Source organism: Streptomyces sp. NPDC055013 (assembly GCF_053608645.1).
Genome location: NZ_JBSGVW010000070.1, coordinates 1 through 17,183, shown reverse-complemented (window position 1 = coordinate 17,183; position 17,183 = coordinate 1). Strand labels below are relative to the sequence as shown.

The 17,183-nt window shown below is 71.4% G+C and carries 15 protein-coding genes; 12 read left to right on the top strand and 3 right to left on the bottom strand.

All coding sequences use genetic code 11. From position 1 onward, the window contains the following. Positions 1–62: 62 nt before the first annotated feature. The 3 genes from ACWGDB_RS41375 to ACWGDB_RS41365 form a co-directional block, all read right to left on the bottom strand. Positions 63–290: a DUF3107 domain-containing protein gene (locus tag ACWGDB_RS41375; protein ID WP_062711803.1), complete on the bottom strand. Its 228-nt coding sequence runs from the start codon at positions 288–290 to the stop codon at positions 63–65. 140 nt (positions 291–430) lie between these two features. After that, a complete protein-coding gene (locus tag ACWGDB_RS41370) occupies positions 431–1,072 on the bottom strand; it encodes a TetR/AcrR family transcriptional regulator (protein WP_383603121.1) in 642 nt (213 codons plus the stop codon). 283 nt (positions 1,073–1,355) lie between these two features. Further along, positions 1,356–1,580, bottom strand: a complete 225-nt coding sequence (locus tag ACWGDB_RS41365; RefSeq protein ID WP_453827205.1) for a hypothetical protein — start codon at positions 1,578–1,580, stop codon at positions 1,356–1,358. A gap of 275 nt (positions 1,581–1,855) precedes the next feature. Between ACWGDB_RS41365 and ACWGDB_RS41360 the strand changes: the two genes are divergently transcribed. From ACWGDB_RS41360 to moeZ, 12 genes are all read left to right on the top strand, one after another. Next, positions 1,856–2,935, top strand: a complete 1,080-nt coding sequence (locus ACWGDB_RS41360; protein WP_453827204.1) for an alpha/beta fold hydrolase — start codon at positions 1,856–1,858, stop codon at positions 2,933–2,935. Positions 2,936–2,943: 8 nt separating this feature from the next. Continuing rightward, positions 2,944–4,524: a DUF3152 domain-containing protein gene (locus tag ACWGDB_RS41355; RefSeq protein WP_453827203.1), complete on the top strand. Its 1,581-nt coding sequence runs from the start codon at positions 2,944–2,946 to the stop codon at positions 4,522–4,524. A 56-nt stretch (positions 4,525–4,580) separates the two neighbouring features. Then, positions 4,581–4,673 (top strand): Ms4533A family Cys-rich leader peptide, encoded by a 93-nt coding sequence (locus tag ACWGDB_RS41350; RefSeq protein WP_370264589.1) that lies wholly within the window; start codon positions 4,581–4,583, stop codon positions 4,671–4,673. A gap of 192 nt (positions 4,674–4,865) precedes the next feature. Next, positions 4,866–6,584: an ABC transporter substrate-binding protein gene (locus ACWGDB_RS41345; protein WP_453827202.1), complete on the top strand. Its 1,719-nt coding sequence runs from the start codon at positions 4,866–4,868 to the stop codon at positions 6,582–6,584. Between the two features lie 4 nt (positions 6,585–6,588). After that, positions 6,589–7,578, top strand: a complete 990-nt coding sequence (locus ACWGDB_RS41340; RefSeq protein WP_453827201.1) for an ABC transporter permease — start codon at positions 6,589–6,591, stop codon at positions 7,576–7,578. Beyond that, the gene (locus ACWGDB_RS41335) at positions 7,575–8,618 is read left to right on the top strand and encodes an ABC transporter permease (protein WP_453827200.1); all 1,044 of its coding nucleotides are present in this window, start codon (positions 7,575–7,577) and stop codon (positions 8,616–8,618) included. The genes ACWGDB_RS41340 and ACWGDB_RS41335 overlap by 4 nt, the downstream gene beginning before the upstream one ends. Beyond that, positions 8,615–10,297, top strand: coding sequence for a dipeptide ABC transporter ATP-binding protein (locus ACWGDB_RS41330; RefSeq protein WP_453827199.1), 1,683 nt, complete (start codon positions 8,615–8,617; stop codon positions 10,295–10,297). Before ACWGDB_RS41335 ends, ACWGDB_RS41330 begins: the two co-directional genes overlap by 4 nt. Positions 10,298–10,509: 212 nt before the next feature. Next, positions 10,510–12,216, top strand: a complete 1,707-nt coding sequence (locus tag ACWGDB_RS41325) for a DUF3492 domain-containing protein (protein WP_453827198.1) — start codon at positions 10,510–10,512, stop codon at positions 12,214–12,216. Further along, positions 12,213–13,571 carry a hypothetical protein gene (locus ACWGDB_RS41320; protein ID WP_453827197.1) on the top strand — a complete coding sequence of 453 codons (1,359 nt, stop codon included), beginning with the start codon at positions 12,213–12,215 and terminating at the stop codon, positions 13,569–13,571. Before ACWGDB_RS41325 ends, ACWGDB_RS41320 begins: the two co-directional genes overlap by 4 nt. 393 nt (positions 13,572–13,964) lie before the next feature. After that, positions 13,965–15,005 (top strand): NAD-dependent epimerase/dehydratase family protein, encoded by a 1,041-nt coding sequence (locus tag ACWGDB_RS41315; protein ID WP_453827196.1) that lies wholly within the window; start codon positions 13,965–13,967, stop codon positions 15,003–15,005. After that, on the top strand, positions 14,993–15,877 hold the full coding sequence (locus ACWGDB_RS41310; protein WP_453827195.1) for a spherulation-specific family 4 protein: 885 nt from the start codon (positions 14,993–14,995) through the stop codon (positions 15,875–15,877). The genes ACWGDB_RS41315 and ACWGDB_RS41310 overlap by 13 nt, the downstream gene beginning before the upstream one ends. 63 nt (positions 15,878–15,940) lie before the next feature. Then, complete coding sequence (gene moeZ / locus ACWGDB_RS41305; RefSeq protein ID WP_451173329.1) at positions 15,941–17,119, top strand: adenylyltransferase/sulfurtransferase MoeZ; 1,179 nt, start codon at positions 15,941–15,943, stop codon at positions 17,117–17,119. Positions 17,120–17,183: the final 64 nt, after the last annotated feature.

Genomic DNA, 17,183 nt, shown 5'->3' with positions numbered 1-17,183 from the left:
GGCCCGGCGACCGTGGTCGCCGGGCCCCTCCCGTCACGCCTGTTCTGTCGGCGCCTTCTCGCTTACAGCGCGCCGAAGCCCACCTTGCGCGGGGCCGGCTCGCCGAGCTCCACGTACGCGAGGCGGTCTGCCGGGACCAGGACCTTGCGGCCGTGCTCGTCCACGAGGGTCAGCAGCTGTGACTTTCCGGCCAGGGCCTCGGACACCGCCCGCTCGACCTCCTCGGCACTCTGACCGCTCTCCAGAACGATCTCGCGGGGCGCGTGCTGCACGCCGATCTTGACCTCCACGGCTATGTCCCTCCGACGGTCAGTGAAGTGCGCGATCTTCCGCGCCGTACCCAGCACACATTAGCCCGGTGAGGGGACCTGCACGCTCCGCCCAAGAACGCCAGGAGCGAACAGGGGGCGGGAACAAATGCCCGACACGCTCAGTGGTGCTCGGTGCCGTGCAGCGGGAAGCCGGCGATGCCCCGCCAGGCGAGGGACGTCAGCAGCTGCACCGACTGGTCACGCGGCACGCTGCGGTCGCTGTGCAGCCAGGATCGGGCCACGACCTGGGCGAGACCGCCGAGGCCTGAGGCGAGCAGCATCGACTCCGCGCGCGAGAGGCCGGTGTCCTCGGCGATGACGTCGCAGATCGCCTCGGCGCACTCGTTCGTGACCTTGTCGACGCGCTCGCGCACGGCCGGCTCGTTGGTCAGGTCCGACTCGAAGACCAGGCGGAACGCGCCGCCGTCGTCCTCGACATACGCGAAGTACGCGTCCATGGTCGCCCGTACGCGCTGCTTGTTGTCGGTCGTCGACGCGAGCGCGTTCCGTACGGACTGGATCAGGGACTCGCAGTGCTGGTCCAGCAGCGCGAGGTACAGGTCGAGCTTGCCCGGGAAGTGCTGGTAGAGCACCGGCTTGCTGACGCCGGCGCGCTCGGCGATGTCGTCCATCGCTGCAGCGTGGTAGCCCTGCGCGACGAACACCTCCTGGGCGGCGCCCAGCAGCTGGTTCCGTCGGGCACGGCGCGGCAGGCGAGTGCCTCGCGGGCGTGCCGCCTCTGTCTGCTCGATGGCTGTCACGCCGCCTCCCAATGTCGTCCACACGCGGTGTGCGCCGCGCCGCCATCGTACTTTTCGGTAACCCTGGTGTGCGCGGTGCGAGCGCAGAATTTCACGGACCGGACGGTGACGAAAGTCGCACAGAAGGTTTGAAACCCGGCCGGAACGGGCAACAAATGGTCTCTTTGCTGTTCAACGGCACTCTCTTCCGTGCCCACCTGTACCTTCATTCACCTTCGTTCGTGCAGAGTCGCACCCTGAGCCGGCCCGTGTCACCGGCAGCCGCCGTCGCCGATGGCCGGCGTCACCGATAGTCGTCCTCGTCGATGGAGACGACGCGTGCCTGTTCGATGAGATCGGCCTCGCTGGCCCGGTCCTGGTCCGCGCCGGTCAGCCGGTCGTCCCGGTCGCGCCGGACGTCGGCGTGCTGCTCGGCCGCGTCGGCGGCGGGAGCCTCGACGTCGTACTCCTCGTCCTGCTCGGTGTCGTCGTCCACGAAGGTCTCGGGGTCGGTGGGATCGACGGCCATGGCGGGCTCCCTTCCTAGAACGTCCCCGTGGGGCACAACGTCCCTGGGTGAAGCAGGGGTCCACTTCCGGGTGCCCTGCGTACGAGCCTAGGAGACACCGGATCCGGACGCTATGCGATCGGCGGGGGATCTGCGGGCAATTCGGGCGTGCTCCGAACGGCTTCCGTGAGCACGATGCGTCCGGCGGGTTTCCCGGCCGGGAAGCTGCCATGTACGTGTCGACTTGTGACGGCGAACACATGAACCACTGCGTGATCGTCTCGTAACATTGCCGCATGTCTTCGACCGAGCTCCCGTCAGCGCCGGCCGCCAATGTGCTCCCCAAGGTGGCGACCGTCAGGGTCGCCGAGGGGGAGCGGCTGCGATCGGTCGGGCTGCCCGGGATCACGCTGACGGTGCGGTCGAGGCCGCCCGCGCGCGAGGGACTGCCGCCCGCGCTGTACGTCCATGGGCTCGGCGGTTCCTCGCAGAACTGGTCGGCGCTGATGGAACTGCTCGAGGGCGAGGTCGACTGCGAGGCCGTCGACCTGCCGGGCTTCGGCGACTCGCCACCACCGGACGACGGCGACTACTCGATCACCGCGCACGCACGCGCGGTGATCCGCTATCTCGACGCCTCCGGCCGCGGCCCCGTACACCTCTTCGGCAACTCGCTCGGCGGCGCGGTCACCACGCGCGTCGCCGCCGTACGTCCGGACCTCGTCCGTACGCTCACCCTCGTGTCGCCCGCCCTGCCCGAGCTCCGCGTCCAGCGCAGTGCCGTGCCCACCGCGCTGCTCTCGGTGCCCGGAGTGACCTCGCTGTTCACCCGGGTCACCAGGCAGTGGTCGGCGGAGCAGCGGGTCCGCGGCGTGATGCACCTCTGCTACGGCGACCCCGGCCGGGTGACGCCGGAAGGATTCAGCAACGCCGTCCAGGAAATGGAACGACGGCTGCAACTGCCGTACTTCTGGGACGCGATGACGCGTTCCGCGCGCGGGCTGGTCAACGCCTACACGCTGGGCGGCCAGCACGCGCTGTGGCGCCAGGCCGAGCGCGTCCTGGCTCCGACGCTGCTCATCTACGGCGGCCGGGACCAGCTCGTGGGCTACCGGATGCGCAGCAGGGCCGCGCGCGCCTTCCGCGACTCCCGTCTGCTGAGCCTGCCGGAGGCCGGGCACGTGGCGATGATGGAGTACCCGGAGGTGGTCGCCCGGGCGTTCGTCGAACTCCTCGCGGAGACGGGGGAGTCGGAGGACACGGGGGATGCCTCGAGCCGCAGAGTGGGCGAAGCAGGGGCCGCAAGACAGAGTGCGGGCGAGGACGAGGCCGCCGCGAGCGGCGAAGGCACCGTGACCGAGAACGCCGGGAGCTGAGGCGCGACGTGGGACGCCACAGCAGGCGCGGGCCCGCCAAGTCCAAGCGCGACACCGCGGACACAACCGCACAACAGAACTCCCGGGGAGCGCAGCCGGAGCCGGGCACGGCCCAGCGGGGGACGTCCGTGCCGGGCGCGGGCCCGAGCGGTTGGCCGCAGTCCGGCGGACCTGGCGGCGGTCGCCGGGTGCCGGGGCCGCCGCCCGCCCGGCAGGGGATGCCCCCGGCTGGAGCTCCGGCGTACGGAGGTCGTGGCTTCCCTGACGGCACGCCCGCGCAGGGGGTCCCGAGGCTGCCCGACGGTACGCCCGCACATGGCTTTCCGAGGTTCCCCGACGGCACCCCCGCGCACGGCGTGCCCCGTTTCGCCGACGGCACGCCCGCCCACGGCATCCCCCAGGCCCGAGCCGGCCACCCCGAGCAGCGTGAGTCCGGCGGTGGCTGGGGCGAGTTGAGGGGGCGCACCGGCGTTGCCTACGGCGCGCCCGCGGCGGCCGGCGCCCCGCCCGTGACCGGCGTTCCGGTGCCGCGGCCACGGCGGGCAGCGCCGTCCGAAGGGCCCCGGCAGGACTACCTCGAGGCCTTCGAAGGCGACGCGGACGTCGACGTCTTCGCGCCCCGTACGACCGAGAGCGCGCACGCCTCCGACCCGTACGCCTCCGTCACCGACTGGGACACCAGGACCGGCACCGGTGGCGCGGACGGCACCGGGGCGCATGCCGGCACCGGCGTCGATGACGACGACGCCCCGCCGACCGGCGAGCCCGTGGCGGCGAAGGGCTCCAAGGGCCGGGCCTTCTCCGGCATCGCCGCTGCCGCAGTCGTCACCGTGCTGGCCGTCGTCGTCGCCGGTCAGGTCGCCGAGGGGCGGGACGACGGCGACGTACAGTCGCAGTCCACCACCGACCAGGAGCGGGACGCCCGGGACTCGGCCTCGCGGGGCGACGGGCGGCCGACGCCGGACAGTTCGCCGAGTGTGCCGGCGCCGCTGACGTACGAGCAGAAGATGGGCGAGACGTACGCGCTCGGCGCCAAGCTCAAGGGGTCGGGCAAGTTCGACGCGGTCCCGGGGGTCGCCAAGGCGCCCGGCAAGGGGCAGAAGTACACCTATCGCGTGGACGTGGAGCAGGGGCTCGGTCTCGACGGCGAGCTCTTCGCCGAGGCCGTGCAGAAGACGCTCAACGACGACCGGAGCTGGGCGCACAACGGCGCCTACACCTTCGAGCGCATCTACACCGGCCAGCCGAACTTCGTGATCACGCTGGCCAGTCCCGGTACGACGGCCGAGTGGTGTGCCAAGTCCGGCCTGGACACCACCGTCGACAATGTGTCGTGCGACTCCGCCGCCACCGAGCGCGTCATGATCAATGCGTACCGATGGGCGCAGGGGTCGGAGACGTACGGTGATCGCATCCACGAGTACCGGCAGATGCTGATCAACCACGAGGTCGGTCACCGGCTCGGCTACTCCCATGTGACCTGCGACAAGGACGGCGAGCTCGCGCCGGTCATGCAGCAGCAGACCAAGTTCCTCGACCACGACGGCATCCGCTGCCGGGCCAACCCCTGGATGTATCCCGGGAGTTGACGGGTGCCTCATACGTCACATTGACATGTGCAGCGAGTTCATACATATTTCTGCACATGTCGACCCGTCACGCCCCCTCTCGCGCCGCCATCGAGCTGGCGCTGATCGGTGTGACCGCCCTGTGCGTGGCCGACATCGACTGTCGCTGACGCCCGCCCTCTGGCGTTCGCGTCGCGATCTTCTTCCTTCACTCCTGTGAGTCGCTGACGGGCTTCCGGCCCGTGGCGCGCTCATGGGCTGCCGACGACCCGACGCCGGGGCAGACGTCTGTGCATTTCTGTCTCACTCCGCGTCATTTCGTCTCGTTATCCGAGACTCATCATTCCGAGAGGTCGTCTCCGATGCGTCAATCGTCCGTCATAGCGCGCCGCGTGGCCGCGGCATCCGTCAGCCTGGTCGTGGCAGCGGGCGCCGCCGCCTGCGGGCCTGAGGACAACGATGCCAAGAGTGCCGGCGGCGACTCCACGCCCCACAAGGGCGGCACGCTCACGGTCCTGAACTCCAATCCGCAGCAGGACTTCGACCCCGCCCGTCTGTACACCTCGGGCGGCGGAAACGTCCCTTCCCTCGTCTTCCGTACGCTCACCACCCGCAACCGCGAGAACGGAGAGGCCGGCGCCGAGGTCGTCCCCGACCTCGCCACCGACACCGGGCGCCCCAACAAGGACGCGACCGTGTGGACGTACACCCTCAAGGAGGGCCTCAAGTACGAGGACGGCACCGCGATCACCTCGGCCGACATCAAGTACGGCATCGAGCGCTCCTTCGCCCCCGAACTGTCCGGCGGCGCACCGTACTTGAGGGACTGGCTGGTCGGCGCGGCCGACTACCAGGGGCCCTACAAGGACAAGAAGGGCCTGACGGCGATCGAGACGCCGGACGAGCGGACCATCGTCTTCCACCTGAACAAGCCCGAGGGCGAGTTCCCGTACCTGGCGACGCAGACGCAGTTCACGCCGGTGCCCAAGGACAAGGACACGGGCACGAAGTACGAGGAGCACCCGGTCTCGTCAGGCCCGTACAAGGTCGTGGAGAACGAGAACGACGGCGAGCGGCTCACCCTGGAGCGCAATACCCACTGGTCCGCCTCGACGGACGCGGAGCGCAAGGCCTACCCCGACAAGATCGACGTACGGTCCGGGCTCGACTCGTCGGTGATCAACCAGCGGCTGTCCGCGTCCCAGGGTGCGGACGCCGCCGCGGTCACCACGGACACCAACCTCGGCCCGGCCGAGCTGGCGAAGGTGACCGGTGACAAGGAATTGGCCTCGCGTGTCGGTACCGGACACTTCGGCTACACCAACTACATCGCGTTCAACCCGAAGATCAAGCCGTTCGACAACGTCAAGGTGCGCCAGGCCATCTCGTACGCCATCGACCGGTCGTCCGTGGTGAACGCGGCGGGCGGGTCCGCGCTCGCCGAGCCCGCGACCACCTTCCTGCCGAACCAGAAGTCCTTCGGCCACACGGCGTACGACCACTTCCCGGCGGGTGCGGCCGGCGCCGCGGCGAAGGCCAAGGAGCTGCTGAAGGAGGCCGGTTACGCGAACGGGCTGACCGTCACCCTGACCCACTCCAACGCCAAGGACTTCGAGACCAGCCCCGAGATCGCGACCGCGATCCAGGACGCCCTCAAGAAGGCGGGCATCACGGTCAAGCTGCAGGGTCTGGAGGAGAACGACTACTCCGACAAGATCCACAACGTGAAGACCGAGCCGGGCTTCTTCCTCGCGCACTGGGGTGCCGACTGGCCCTCGGGCGGTCCCTTCCTCGCCCCGATCTTCGACGGCCGGCAGATCGTCAAGGACGGCGCGAACTTCAACACGGGCCTGCTGGACGACAAGTCCGTCAACGCCGAGATCGACGCGATCAACAAGCTGACCGACCTCGACGCCGCCGCCGCGCGGTGGGGTGCGCTGGACAAGAAGATCGGCGAACAGGCGCTGACCGTGCCCCTGTTCCACCCCGTCTACAAGCGGCTGTACGGCGAGAACGTCAAGAACGTCGTGATCAGCGACTGGACCGGTGTGCTGGACATCTCCCAGGTCGCGGTGAAGTAGCGCCGTGAGTGAGGCAGTTCTCGCCGTCGAGGCTCCCGGGGCGTCCGTCGCCCCGGGAGCCTCGGGGGCCCGTCAGTTCTGGCGGCGGCTGCGGACGCAGCGCGCCGCCCTCGTCGCGGCGGTCGTCGTCGCGCTGCTCGTCCTGGTCGCGCTCGCCGCGCCGCTGCTCACCGCGATCGAGGGCCAGGACCCGACCACCTACCACCCGTCCCTGGTGGACTCCGCGCGCGGGGGCGTGCCCATCGGGTCCTTCGGGGGAGTGAGCGCCGACCACTGGCTCGGCGTCGAACCGCAGACCGGGCGGGACCTGTTCGCGCGACTGGTCCACGGCGCCCGGGTCTCCCTCGGGGTCGCCCTGGCCGCGACCGTCGTCCAGGTCGCCATCGGCGTCGTGGTGGGCGTCGCGGCCGCGCTCGGCAGCCGCTGGGTCGATCAGCTGCTGAGCCGGTTCACCGACGTCATCGTGGCGATGCCGCTGATGATCATGGCGTTGGCGCTACTCGCGATCGTGCCGTCGAGCTTCCCGCGACCCGTGCTGGTCGCCCTCGTGATCGGCCTGATCGCCTGGGGCAACATCGCGAAGATCGTGCGGGCCCAGACGCTCACCCTGAAGGGGCTCGACTACGTCGCCGCCGCCCGGCTCAGCGGCTGGGGCACCTGGCGCGTCGCACGCCGGGAACTGCTGCCCGGCATCGCCGCACCGGTCATCACGTACGCGGCCCTGCTGGTGCCGGCCAACATCTCCGTGGAGGCCGCCCTGTCCTTCCTCGGCGTCGGGGTGAAGCCGCCGACGCCGTCCTGGGGACAGATGCTCACCGCCGCCGACGTCTGGTACCAGGCCGCACCGCAGTACCTGCTGCTGCCCGCCGGCGCGCTCTTCGTGACCGTCCTCGCCCTCACCGTCCTCGGCGACGGCGTGCGCACGGCGCTCGACCCGCGCGCGGCGTCCCGGCTGCGCGTGGGCACGGGCCGCAAGAGGGAGGCCAAGGCATGAGCGGCTTCCGCGGTCTCACCAAGCTCACCGGGCTTGCCAAGCTCACCGGTCTCACCGGATTCGTTCTGCGCCGGACCGTCGGCGTGGGCGTCACCCTGTTCGCCATCTCGGTGATCGTCTACGTCGTCTTCTACGTCACCCCCGGCAACGTCGCCCAGATCACCTGCGGCCCGCGCTGCTCGCCCGCCCAGGTGCAGCAGGTCGCCGAGCAACTCCACCTGAACGACCCGCTGTACACGCGCTACTGGCACTTCCTGCAAGGCCTCGTCGCCGGCCAGGACTACTCGACGGGCGCGTCCGTGCAGCACTGTTCCGCACCCTGCCTCGGGCTGTCGTACCAGAGCGACCAGCAGGTCACGGAGCTGATCCTGGCGAAGCTGCCGGTCAGCCTGTCGCTCGTGCTCGGTGCGATGGTGCTGTGGCTGATCCTCGGCGTCGGCACGGGCGTCCTGTCCGCATGGCGACGCGGCCGTCTCACCGAGCGGCTGCTGACCGGTGTCACGCTGGCCGGCGTGGCCACGCCTGTCTTCGTCATCGGCCTGGTCCTGATGATCGTCGTCTGCGGGCAGCTCCAACTGCTGCCGTTCCCGCAGTACATCGCCTTCACCGACGATCCCGAACAGTGGGCGTGGAACCTGCTGCTGCCGTGGCTCTCGCTGGCTCTCATCGAGGCGGCGGCGTTCGCCCGTCTCACGCGCGCCTCCATGCTGGAGACGCTGGCCGAGGACCACATCCGCACCTTCCGGGCGTACGGCGTCGGCGAGCGGTCGGTCATCGGACGGCACGCGCTGCGCGGGGCCCTCGCGCCGGTCATCGCGCTCAACGCCAACAACTTCGGCGGCGCGGTCGGCGGCGCGGTGCTCACCGAGACGCTCTTCGGCCTGCCCGGCATCGGGCAGGAACTGGTCCACGCGGTCAACGTCGTCGACCTCCCGGTCGTCGTCGGCATGGTCCTGGTCATCGGCTTCTTCGTGGTCGTCGCCAACGCCGTCGCGGACGTGCTGTACGCGGTGGCCGACCGACGGGTGGTGCTGGCATGAGCCTCGTGGACGTCACCGACCTGACGGTCGAGTTCGGGTCCCTGCGGGCCGTCGACGGCCTCTCCTTCCGGCTGGAGCAGGGCGCCGCCCTCGCCCTCGTCGGTGAGTCCGGCTCCGGGAAGTCCACGGTCGCCTCGGCGTTGCTGGGACTGCATCGCGGCACGGGCGCACGGGTCGGCGGGTCGGTCGAGGTGGGCGGCGTCGACGTACGGCAGGCGTCGGACGACGAACTGCGGCGATTGCGCGGCGGGAAGGCGGCCATGGTCTTCCAGGACCCGCTGTCCTCGCTCGACCCGTACTACGCGATCGGCGACCAGATCGCCGAGGTGTACCGCACACACACGCGTGCCTCGCGACGAGCGGCACGCGCGCGTGCGGTCGAGGTGCTGGACCGGGTTGGAATTCCGGACGCACCACGGCGATCCCGTTCCCGCCCGCACGAATTCAGCGGCGGCATGCGCCAGCGCGCCCTCATCGCCATGGCGTTGGCCTGCGAGCCCGACCTGCTGATCGCCGACGAGCCGACGACCGCGCTCGACGTGACGGTCCAGGCCCAGATCCTCGACCTGCTGCACACGCTCCGCGAGGAGACCGGCATGGGCCTCCTCCTGGTCACCCACGACGTCGGCGTCGCCGCCGAGAGCGTCGACCAGGTGCTCGTGATGCGCCATGGACGGTCGGTGGAACGCGGCCCGGTCGCCGACGTCCTGGGCACTCCCGAGCAGCCGTACACGCGCGAACTGCTGCACGCGGTCCCGCGCGTGGATGCGCCTCGCGCCGTCCATGAGGGTGCCGAGGAGCCGGAGGGAGCGACGAACGCCTCGGTGGATGCCGTCCTGCCGGATGTCGTCCTGCCGGATGTCGTCCTGTCGGACGTCGTCCTGTCGGACGTCGTCCTGGAGGCGACCGGTCTGCGGCGTGAATTCGGGCGCGGGAAACGGGCGTTCACCGCGGTGGACGACGTGACGCTGAGGATCCGCTGCGGCGAGACCCTCGGCGTCGTGGGGGAGAGTGGCAGCGGCAAGACGACCCTCGGGCGGATGCTGGTCGGCCTCCTGGAGCCCACGTCGGGCGAGGTGCGTTACGACGGCCACGCGCGCGCGGGCGTGAATCCCGCGGTGCAGATGGTCTTCCAGGACCCTGTCTCCTCCCTCAACCCCCGCCGCACCGTGGGCGAGTCGATCGCCGACCCGCTCCGCGCGCGGGGCGAGGCCGACGAGGGGCGCATCCGCGGGCGCGTACGGGAACTGCTGGAGCGCGTGGGGCTCGAAGCGGCGCACCACGACCGCTACCCCCACGAGTTCAGCGGCGGTCAGCGCCAGCGCGTGGGCATCGCGCGGGCGCTCGCCGCCGACCCGCGCGTCATCGTCTGCGACGAGCCCGTCTCCGCGCTTGACGTCACCACGCAGGCCCAGGTCGTGGCCCTGCTGGGCGAGTTGAAGCGTGAACTGGGGCTCGCGCTCGTCTTCGTCGCGCACGACCTCGCTGTCGTACGCCAGGTCAGCGACCGGGTCGCGGTGATGCGGGGCGGACGGATCGTCGAGGAGGGCCCGGTCGACGAGGTGTACGACAAGCCGCAGCACGCGTACACCAAGCAGCTCCTGGCCGCCGTACCCGCGCTCGACCCGCGGATCGCGGCCCAGCGGCGGGTCGCGCGACGGGAGTTGGCCGCGGTGTGACAGTCCGAGCCGTTCAGGTGTGACGATGCGTGCGCGTTTACTCTCTTAGCGCGACGGAACGCGACCCGCACGGGAAAGTTACGACCGTTCACCCCTTTTGGTGGCGCGATGGACAACCGTCCGTCGCGCCACCGCCATGTCCGCTTACGTTCGTCCCGCTGTGAGCCGCCGGGGGAACGGCGGCTCCCCTAAGGGAGATCGGGGGTGTGCTCGTGCGCATCGGACTGATTGCGGAGGGTGGCTATCCGTATGTGAGCGGTGACGCCAGGCTCTGGTGCGACCGGCTCGTGCGCGGGCTCGGACAGCACGAGTTCGACATCTACGCGCTCAGCCGCAGCGAGCGCCAGGAGGACGAGGGCTGGATCCCGCTGCCCTCGCAGGTCAGCCGGGTGCGCACGGCGCCGCTGTGGGCGGCCGAGGACGACGGGGTGGTGTACGGGCGCCGCGCGCGCCGGCGGTTCGCCGACTGCTACGGCGAGTTGGTGGCCGTGCTCTGCGCAGGGGCCAGCACAGACGCCTCCGGAACCCCCGAGGGCGCGTCGGCCACCGAGGCGGACCGTTTCGGCAACGCGCTGTACGGCCTCGCCGAACTCGCCCGCGACGAGGGCGGGCTGGTGGGAGCGCTCCGCTCCGAGTCCGCCGTACGCACCCTCGAGCGCGCCTGCCGTGCGCGGGGCGCCCTGCGCACGGCCCGCGAGGCGCGCGTCCCCGATCTGCTGGCCGTCGCCGCGCATCTCGAACGCGCCCTGCGCCCCCTCTCGCTCGACTGGTACGAGGACGACGGCCTGGGCTCGGTCGACCTGTGCCACGCCACTTCCGGCGGCGCCGCGGCCCTGCCCGCCCTGCTCGCCCGCCACTTCCACGGCGTACCACTGCTGTTGACCGAGTACGGTGTCCGGCTGCGCACGCAGTACCTGGCCGAAACCGACTCCTCGCCCACCGTGCGCTCCCTGCTCGCCGCCCTCCACGGCAGGCTCGCCGCCGAGTCCTACGCCCGGGCCGCTCTCATCACGCCGGGCAACGGCCACGCCCGCCGCTGGCAGGAACGCTGCGGCGCCGACCGCGCGAAGCTGCGCACGGTCTACCCCGGCATGGACGCCGACCGCTTCGCAGAGGTCGGCGAGGGCCCCGAGCGCTCGGACCCGGACACACTCGTCTGGGTCGGCCGGGTCGAACCGGCCAAGGACCTGGTGTCGTTGCTGCACGCCTTCGCCGAGGTCCGCAAGGAGGAGCCGAAGACCCGCCTGCGGATCGTGGGCACCGCCGCGGGTACCGAGGGCGCCGCCTATCTCGGCCACTGCAAGGTGCTGGCCGCGCAGCTCTTCCCCGACGAGGCCGAGGGCCCGCACACCGTCGGCCACAACCCGGTCTCCTTCGAGGAGATCGGCGGCCCGGAGGTCCCGGCCCTCGCCGACGCCCACGCCTCAGGCGCCGTGGCCGTCCTGTCCAGCGTTGTGGAGGGCTTCCCGATCGGCCTGGTCGAGGCCATGTTCTGCGGCCGCGCGACGGTGTCCACCGACGTCGGCGCGGTGGTGGAGGTCATCGGCGGCACCGGTCTCGTCGTACCGCCGCGCAATCCCCGGGCGCTCGCGGAGGCGTGCGTGGCGCTGTTGCGCGACCCCGAGCGCCGCGAGCGCCTGGGTGCGGCGGCACGCGCGCGTGCGCTCGAACTGTTCACCGTCGAGCAGAACGTCGCAGCATTTCACGGCATTTACCTGGAGATCGTCTCGCGCACTCCGGTCCGACGCGTCGTCCTCGACGACTCCGGCGCCCCCCTGCCCTTCGCCGTCCCCGCCGAGGCCCACGTCCCCGGCCGCTGGACCGACCGACCACGCCTGGTCGCCCGCGGTGGCCCCTCCCGGCCGCCAGGAGCCCCCGTACGCGCCACCGCACTGCCCGCGACGGGGGGAGCGCGATGAACGGCCTGGGAGGGCTGGACCGCCCCGGCGCCCCCACCAGTCCCGGCGCATGGGACGAGCGCTCGGAGGAGTGGCTCACGCCGGACGCATACGCGCGGGACGACGGGGCGGGAGTGTCCGGCCTGGGGACGGACGCGGCGGCAGTGACGGACGCGAGGGAAGGGGCAGCCGACGCGCCGCCCACCACCGCCGACGCACGCATCCCTGCTCCCACGGGCACCACCGGCACCCGACCACCGCCCGCCGACCCCCTCCCCACCTCCACCCCCAGCCGCCGCGCGGGCGCCGACCCCGTGAAGGCGCTGATGCACCGTCACCGTGACCTGTGCGAACGCGCGGTGGACCCCCTGGACATCGCCGCCGGCCTGGAGGCCCACGGCATCACCGACCGCACCGCCTCCCGCTTCCTGCACCGGGACGTCTTCTCCCTCGCGGAGGAGATGTACGCCCGAGTGCCCCGCGACGCGGAGTCACGCGCAGGCGCCCCGACCCTCGACACCCCCCGCGCCCGAACCGACTGGATCCTCCTCACCCTCCTCCCCGGTGCCCTCTGCGCGGCGACCGTGACAGCCCTGCACCTCACCCACGGCCAGTCCCGCCTGATCGCGGCCACCGCAGGAACCCTGGCCGTGGCCCTCGCCGTACGCGCCGCCCTGGCCCGAGGCCCCCTCGCCGGCAAGGACCGAGCGCATCCCACCACCACCCGGATCAGCTGGCTCATCGCCTACGCCCTCCTCGGTGACGGCCTCCTCCAGGCAGCGGCCGCAGGTGGCCCTGACGCCCTCCCCACCGGCACCGCCGAAGGTCCTTGGCCTCTCACCACAGCCCCCGTACTGGCCCTCGCGCTCTCCTGTGCCCCGGCGGCCTGGTGCGCCCATCTCTTCGCCGTACGAGCCCGCCGCAAACTCTCTGCGAGCCGAGCCCTGGAGGAGTTCGCCACCTCGGCAAAACCCTTGCTCCTGGGCACGTTCGCCCTCTACCTCTGCGCCGTGGCGGCCCTGCTGACCCTCACGACGACCACTCTGAACGAGCCCCTCGCCTACCCCCAGACCCTCACCCTGGGCGCCCTCCTGTTCCTCTCCCGCCTCCTCACCACCCACGGCTTCACCCACGCCCCCGTACTCGTCCTCACCGCCGCAGCCTCTGCCGAGGCAACGGCCCTGGCCTCCCTCTTCGCCGCCCGCCTCCCCGGCTGCGCCTTGCTGGCAACCCCTGTTCAGACCCTCATCGACACATGGGGCCCGGCTGCGATCCCCACCATCGCCTGCGGCGCGGGCGCCCTGACCCTCCTCCTGCACGCATTGCGCACGGTGACGAGGGCATCGGCACACGCGAAGGCGGACGACACATGCTGACGCGACAGCCACCACGTCGTGGCCACACCCGCGTACGGCGGCAGGGAGACGTACCGGGGGGTGCCCGCCCGCAGCGGCGGGCGTCACGGAACCGCCCCTCTCGAGGCACGGCGACCGCCCGGCCGGTGACGGACACCCCCCGGCGCGGCCCTGCCCCCCAACGCGGCCCCAGGCGAGCCGCGAGCCCCCACCCGGCGCCCCGGGCCGCCGCAGGCATACGCCCCCACAGCCACGCCGAACGCCCCCTGTCCCGAAACCCCCTCCCGCGCGGAGCCACCTCCACCCAAAGCCATCTCCGGCCCGAAAGCCCCTCTGCCTGAAGTCCGCCCCCGAAGGAGAACCCCAAATGATCACCTCCCGACCCGACCACCCCTCGGCCCCGGGAGCCGCCCGATGAGAGTCCTGCTGATCGGAGCCAACGGCTACCTCGGCCGCTTCGTGGCCGACCGTCTCCTCGCCGACCCCGCCGTCCAACTCACCGCTCTGGGTCGCGGCGACGACGCCGACGTCCGCTTCGACCTCGCATCAGGCAGCCCCGGCGCCCTCACCCGCTTCCTCGACGCGGTTCACCCCGGCGTGGTCATCAACTGCGCGGGCGCCACCAGAGGCGGCGCCCGCGAACTCACCCGCCACAACACCGTCGCCGTGGCCACCGTCTGCGAGGCCCTGCGCCGCAGCGGCTGCGGCGCCCGCCTCGTCCAGATCGGCTGCGGCGCCGAGTACGGCCCGAGCCAGCCCGGCTCCTCCACGGCCGAGGACGCCGTCCCCCGCCCCGGCGGCCCGTACGGCGTCAGCAAACTCGCCGCCACCGAACTGGTCCTGGGCTCCGGCCTGGACGCCGTGGTCCTCCGGGTCTTCTCGCCCGCAGGGCCGGGCACTCCCGCCGGCTCCCCCCTCGGCCGCCTCGCCGAGGCCATGCGCCGCGCCATGCAGTCGGGTGACGGCGAGCTCAAACTCACCGGCCTCGGCGCCCAACGCGACTTCATCGACGTCCGCGACGTGGCCCGCGCAGTCCACGCCGCCTCGCTGTCCGCCGCGCAGGGCGTCATCAACATCGGCTCGGGCCGGGCCGTCCGCCTCCGCGACGCCGCAGCCGTGCTCGCCCGCGTGGCCGGCTACGGCGGCGCGCTCCACGAACTCGACGGCCCGCCCGGCCCGTTGCGGGCATCCATCGGCCACCCGCGCCCCGACTCGGACCACTTGTCCCACGTCGGCCATACCGCCCACAGTGCCCACGCGACACACGTGGCCCATGCGACCCACGCCGCTCAAGCGAGCCAGGTCTCCCCGGGCGCGTACCCGTACCCGGACGGCTGCGGCAGCTGGCAGCAGGCCGACGTTCGCACCGCCCGCGACCGTCTCGGCTGGCGCCCCCGGATCAACCTCGAAGAGTCCCTGGGCGATATCTGGATGGAGGCGGCATGCCGTATCTGACCGGCGCCACGCCGACCGCAGCGAACACCGACTTCCGCACCGGCCTCGGCATCCCCGGCTATGCGCACCCCCTGCTCGCCCCGACCGAGTGGAGCGAACTCACCCGCCCCGGCGCCCCCCTGGACTGGGTCGTCCTCAACGTCGCCGACGGCCCCGGCGCCCGCCCGGACCCCCACTGCCTGGAGGCCGCCGGCAGGCTCCGCAACGCCGGAGTCCGCGTCCTCGGCCACCTCGACGCGGCCCGCCTCGACCCGGCCCACACCGGCACGACCCGCCTCGACAGGGCGCACTTCGACAGGGCTCACCGCGGCACGACCCACGCGGGCAGGACCCACCGCAGCACGGCCCGCTTCGACAACGGCCACCGCGGCGCGCCCCACGGCGCCGGCCCCTTCGACGAGCTGATCGCCGAGGCCCACCGCTACCTCGACTGGTACCTCGTCGACGGCTTCTTCCTCGACCGCTGCCCGACCGAGCGCGCCGCCCTGCCCGAGGTCCGCCGCACGGTCAGCACGCTCCGCGCCCTGCGTGACGATGCCCACATCGTCCTCGGCCACGGCACCCACCCGCACCCGGGCTACGCCGAGTGCGCCGACCAACTGGTCACCTTCCGCGGCTCGTGGAGCGACTACCGCTGGTCGCAGGTTGCCGAGTGGACGGCCGACTATCCGCCCGACCGCTTCTGCCACTTCGTCCACGGAGTGCCCCTCGGGCATCTCGACGAGGCACTGCGCATCGCCCGCTGGCAGGGCGCCGCGACCATCTGGTTCACCGACCGCACAGATCGCGGCGGGCGCACCGACCCCTGGGAGACCATGCCCGGCTACTGGGACGAAATCGTCTCGCGGATCGGAACAGGTGTCTCGGAATGAAAAAGGCCATGGCACTGTTACGGGGAGAACAACCGTAGTGATAGACCGACCAACGGAGTCCCCGTGTCGCTGCCACCCCTGGTCGAGCCGGCCCCCGAGCTCACCGTAGACGAGGTTCGCAGGTACTCCCGCCACCTGATCATCCCGGATGTCGGGATGGACGGGCAGAAGCGGCTGAAGAACGCCAAGGTGCTGTGTGTGGGCGCCGGCGGCCTGGGCTCGCCGGCGCTGATGTACCTGGCCGCCGCCGGTGTCGGCACCCTCGGCATCGTGGAGTTCGACGAGGTCGACGAGTCGAACCTGCAGCGCCAGATCATCCACAGCCAGTCCGACATCGGCCGCTCCAAGGCCGAGTCCGCGCGTGACAGCGTCAAGGGCATCAACCCGTACGTGAACGTGATCCTTCACGAGGAGCGGCTCGAGGCCGACAACGTGATGGACATCTTCAGCCAGTACGACCTGATCGTCGACGGCACGGACAACTTCGCGACCCGCTACCTGGTCAACGACGCCTGCGTGCTGCTGAACAAGCCGTACGTCTGGGGTTCGATCTACCGCTTCGACGGCCAGGCCTCCGTCTTCTGGTCCGAGCACGGTCCCTGCTACCGCTGCCTCTACCCGGAGCCCCCGCCCCCCGGCATGGTCCCCTCCTGCGCCGAGGGCGGCGTGCTCGGCGTGCTGTGCGCGTCCATCGGCTCCATCCAGGTCAACGAGGCCATCAAGCTGCTCGCGGGCATCGGTGAGCCGCTGGTCGGCCGCCTGATGATCTACGACGCCCTGGAGATGCAGTACCGCCAGGTCAAGGTCCGCAAGGACCCCAACTGCGCAGTCTGCGGCGAGAACCCGACCGTCACCGAGCTCATCGACTACGAGGCCTTCTGCGGCGTCGTCTCCGAGGAGGCCCAGGAGGCCGCCGCCGGCTCGACGATCACTCCGAAGCAGCTCAAGGAGTGGATCGACGACGGCGAGAACATCGACATCATCGATGTCCGCGAGATCAACGAGTACGAGATCGTCTCGATCCCCGGCGCCCGACTGATCCCGAAGAACGAGTTCCTCATGGGCACCGCCCTGGAGAACCTCCCGCAGGACAAGAAGATCGTTTTGCACTGCAAGACGGGTGTCCGCAGTGCGGAAGTCCTCGCGGTCCTGAAGTCCGCGGGCTTCTCCGACGCCGTGCACGTCGGCGGCGGCGTGATCGGCTGGGTCAACCAGATCGAACCGGACAAGCCGGTCTACTGAGCGGACGGCTTCGCCCCCAGGGCGGAACCGGCTCCGGTGGCGGGGGCTTCGAGCACCACGGGTG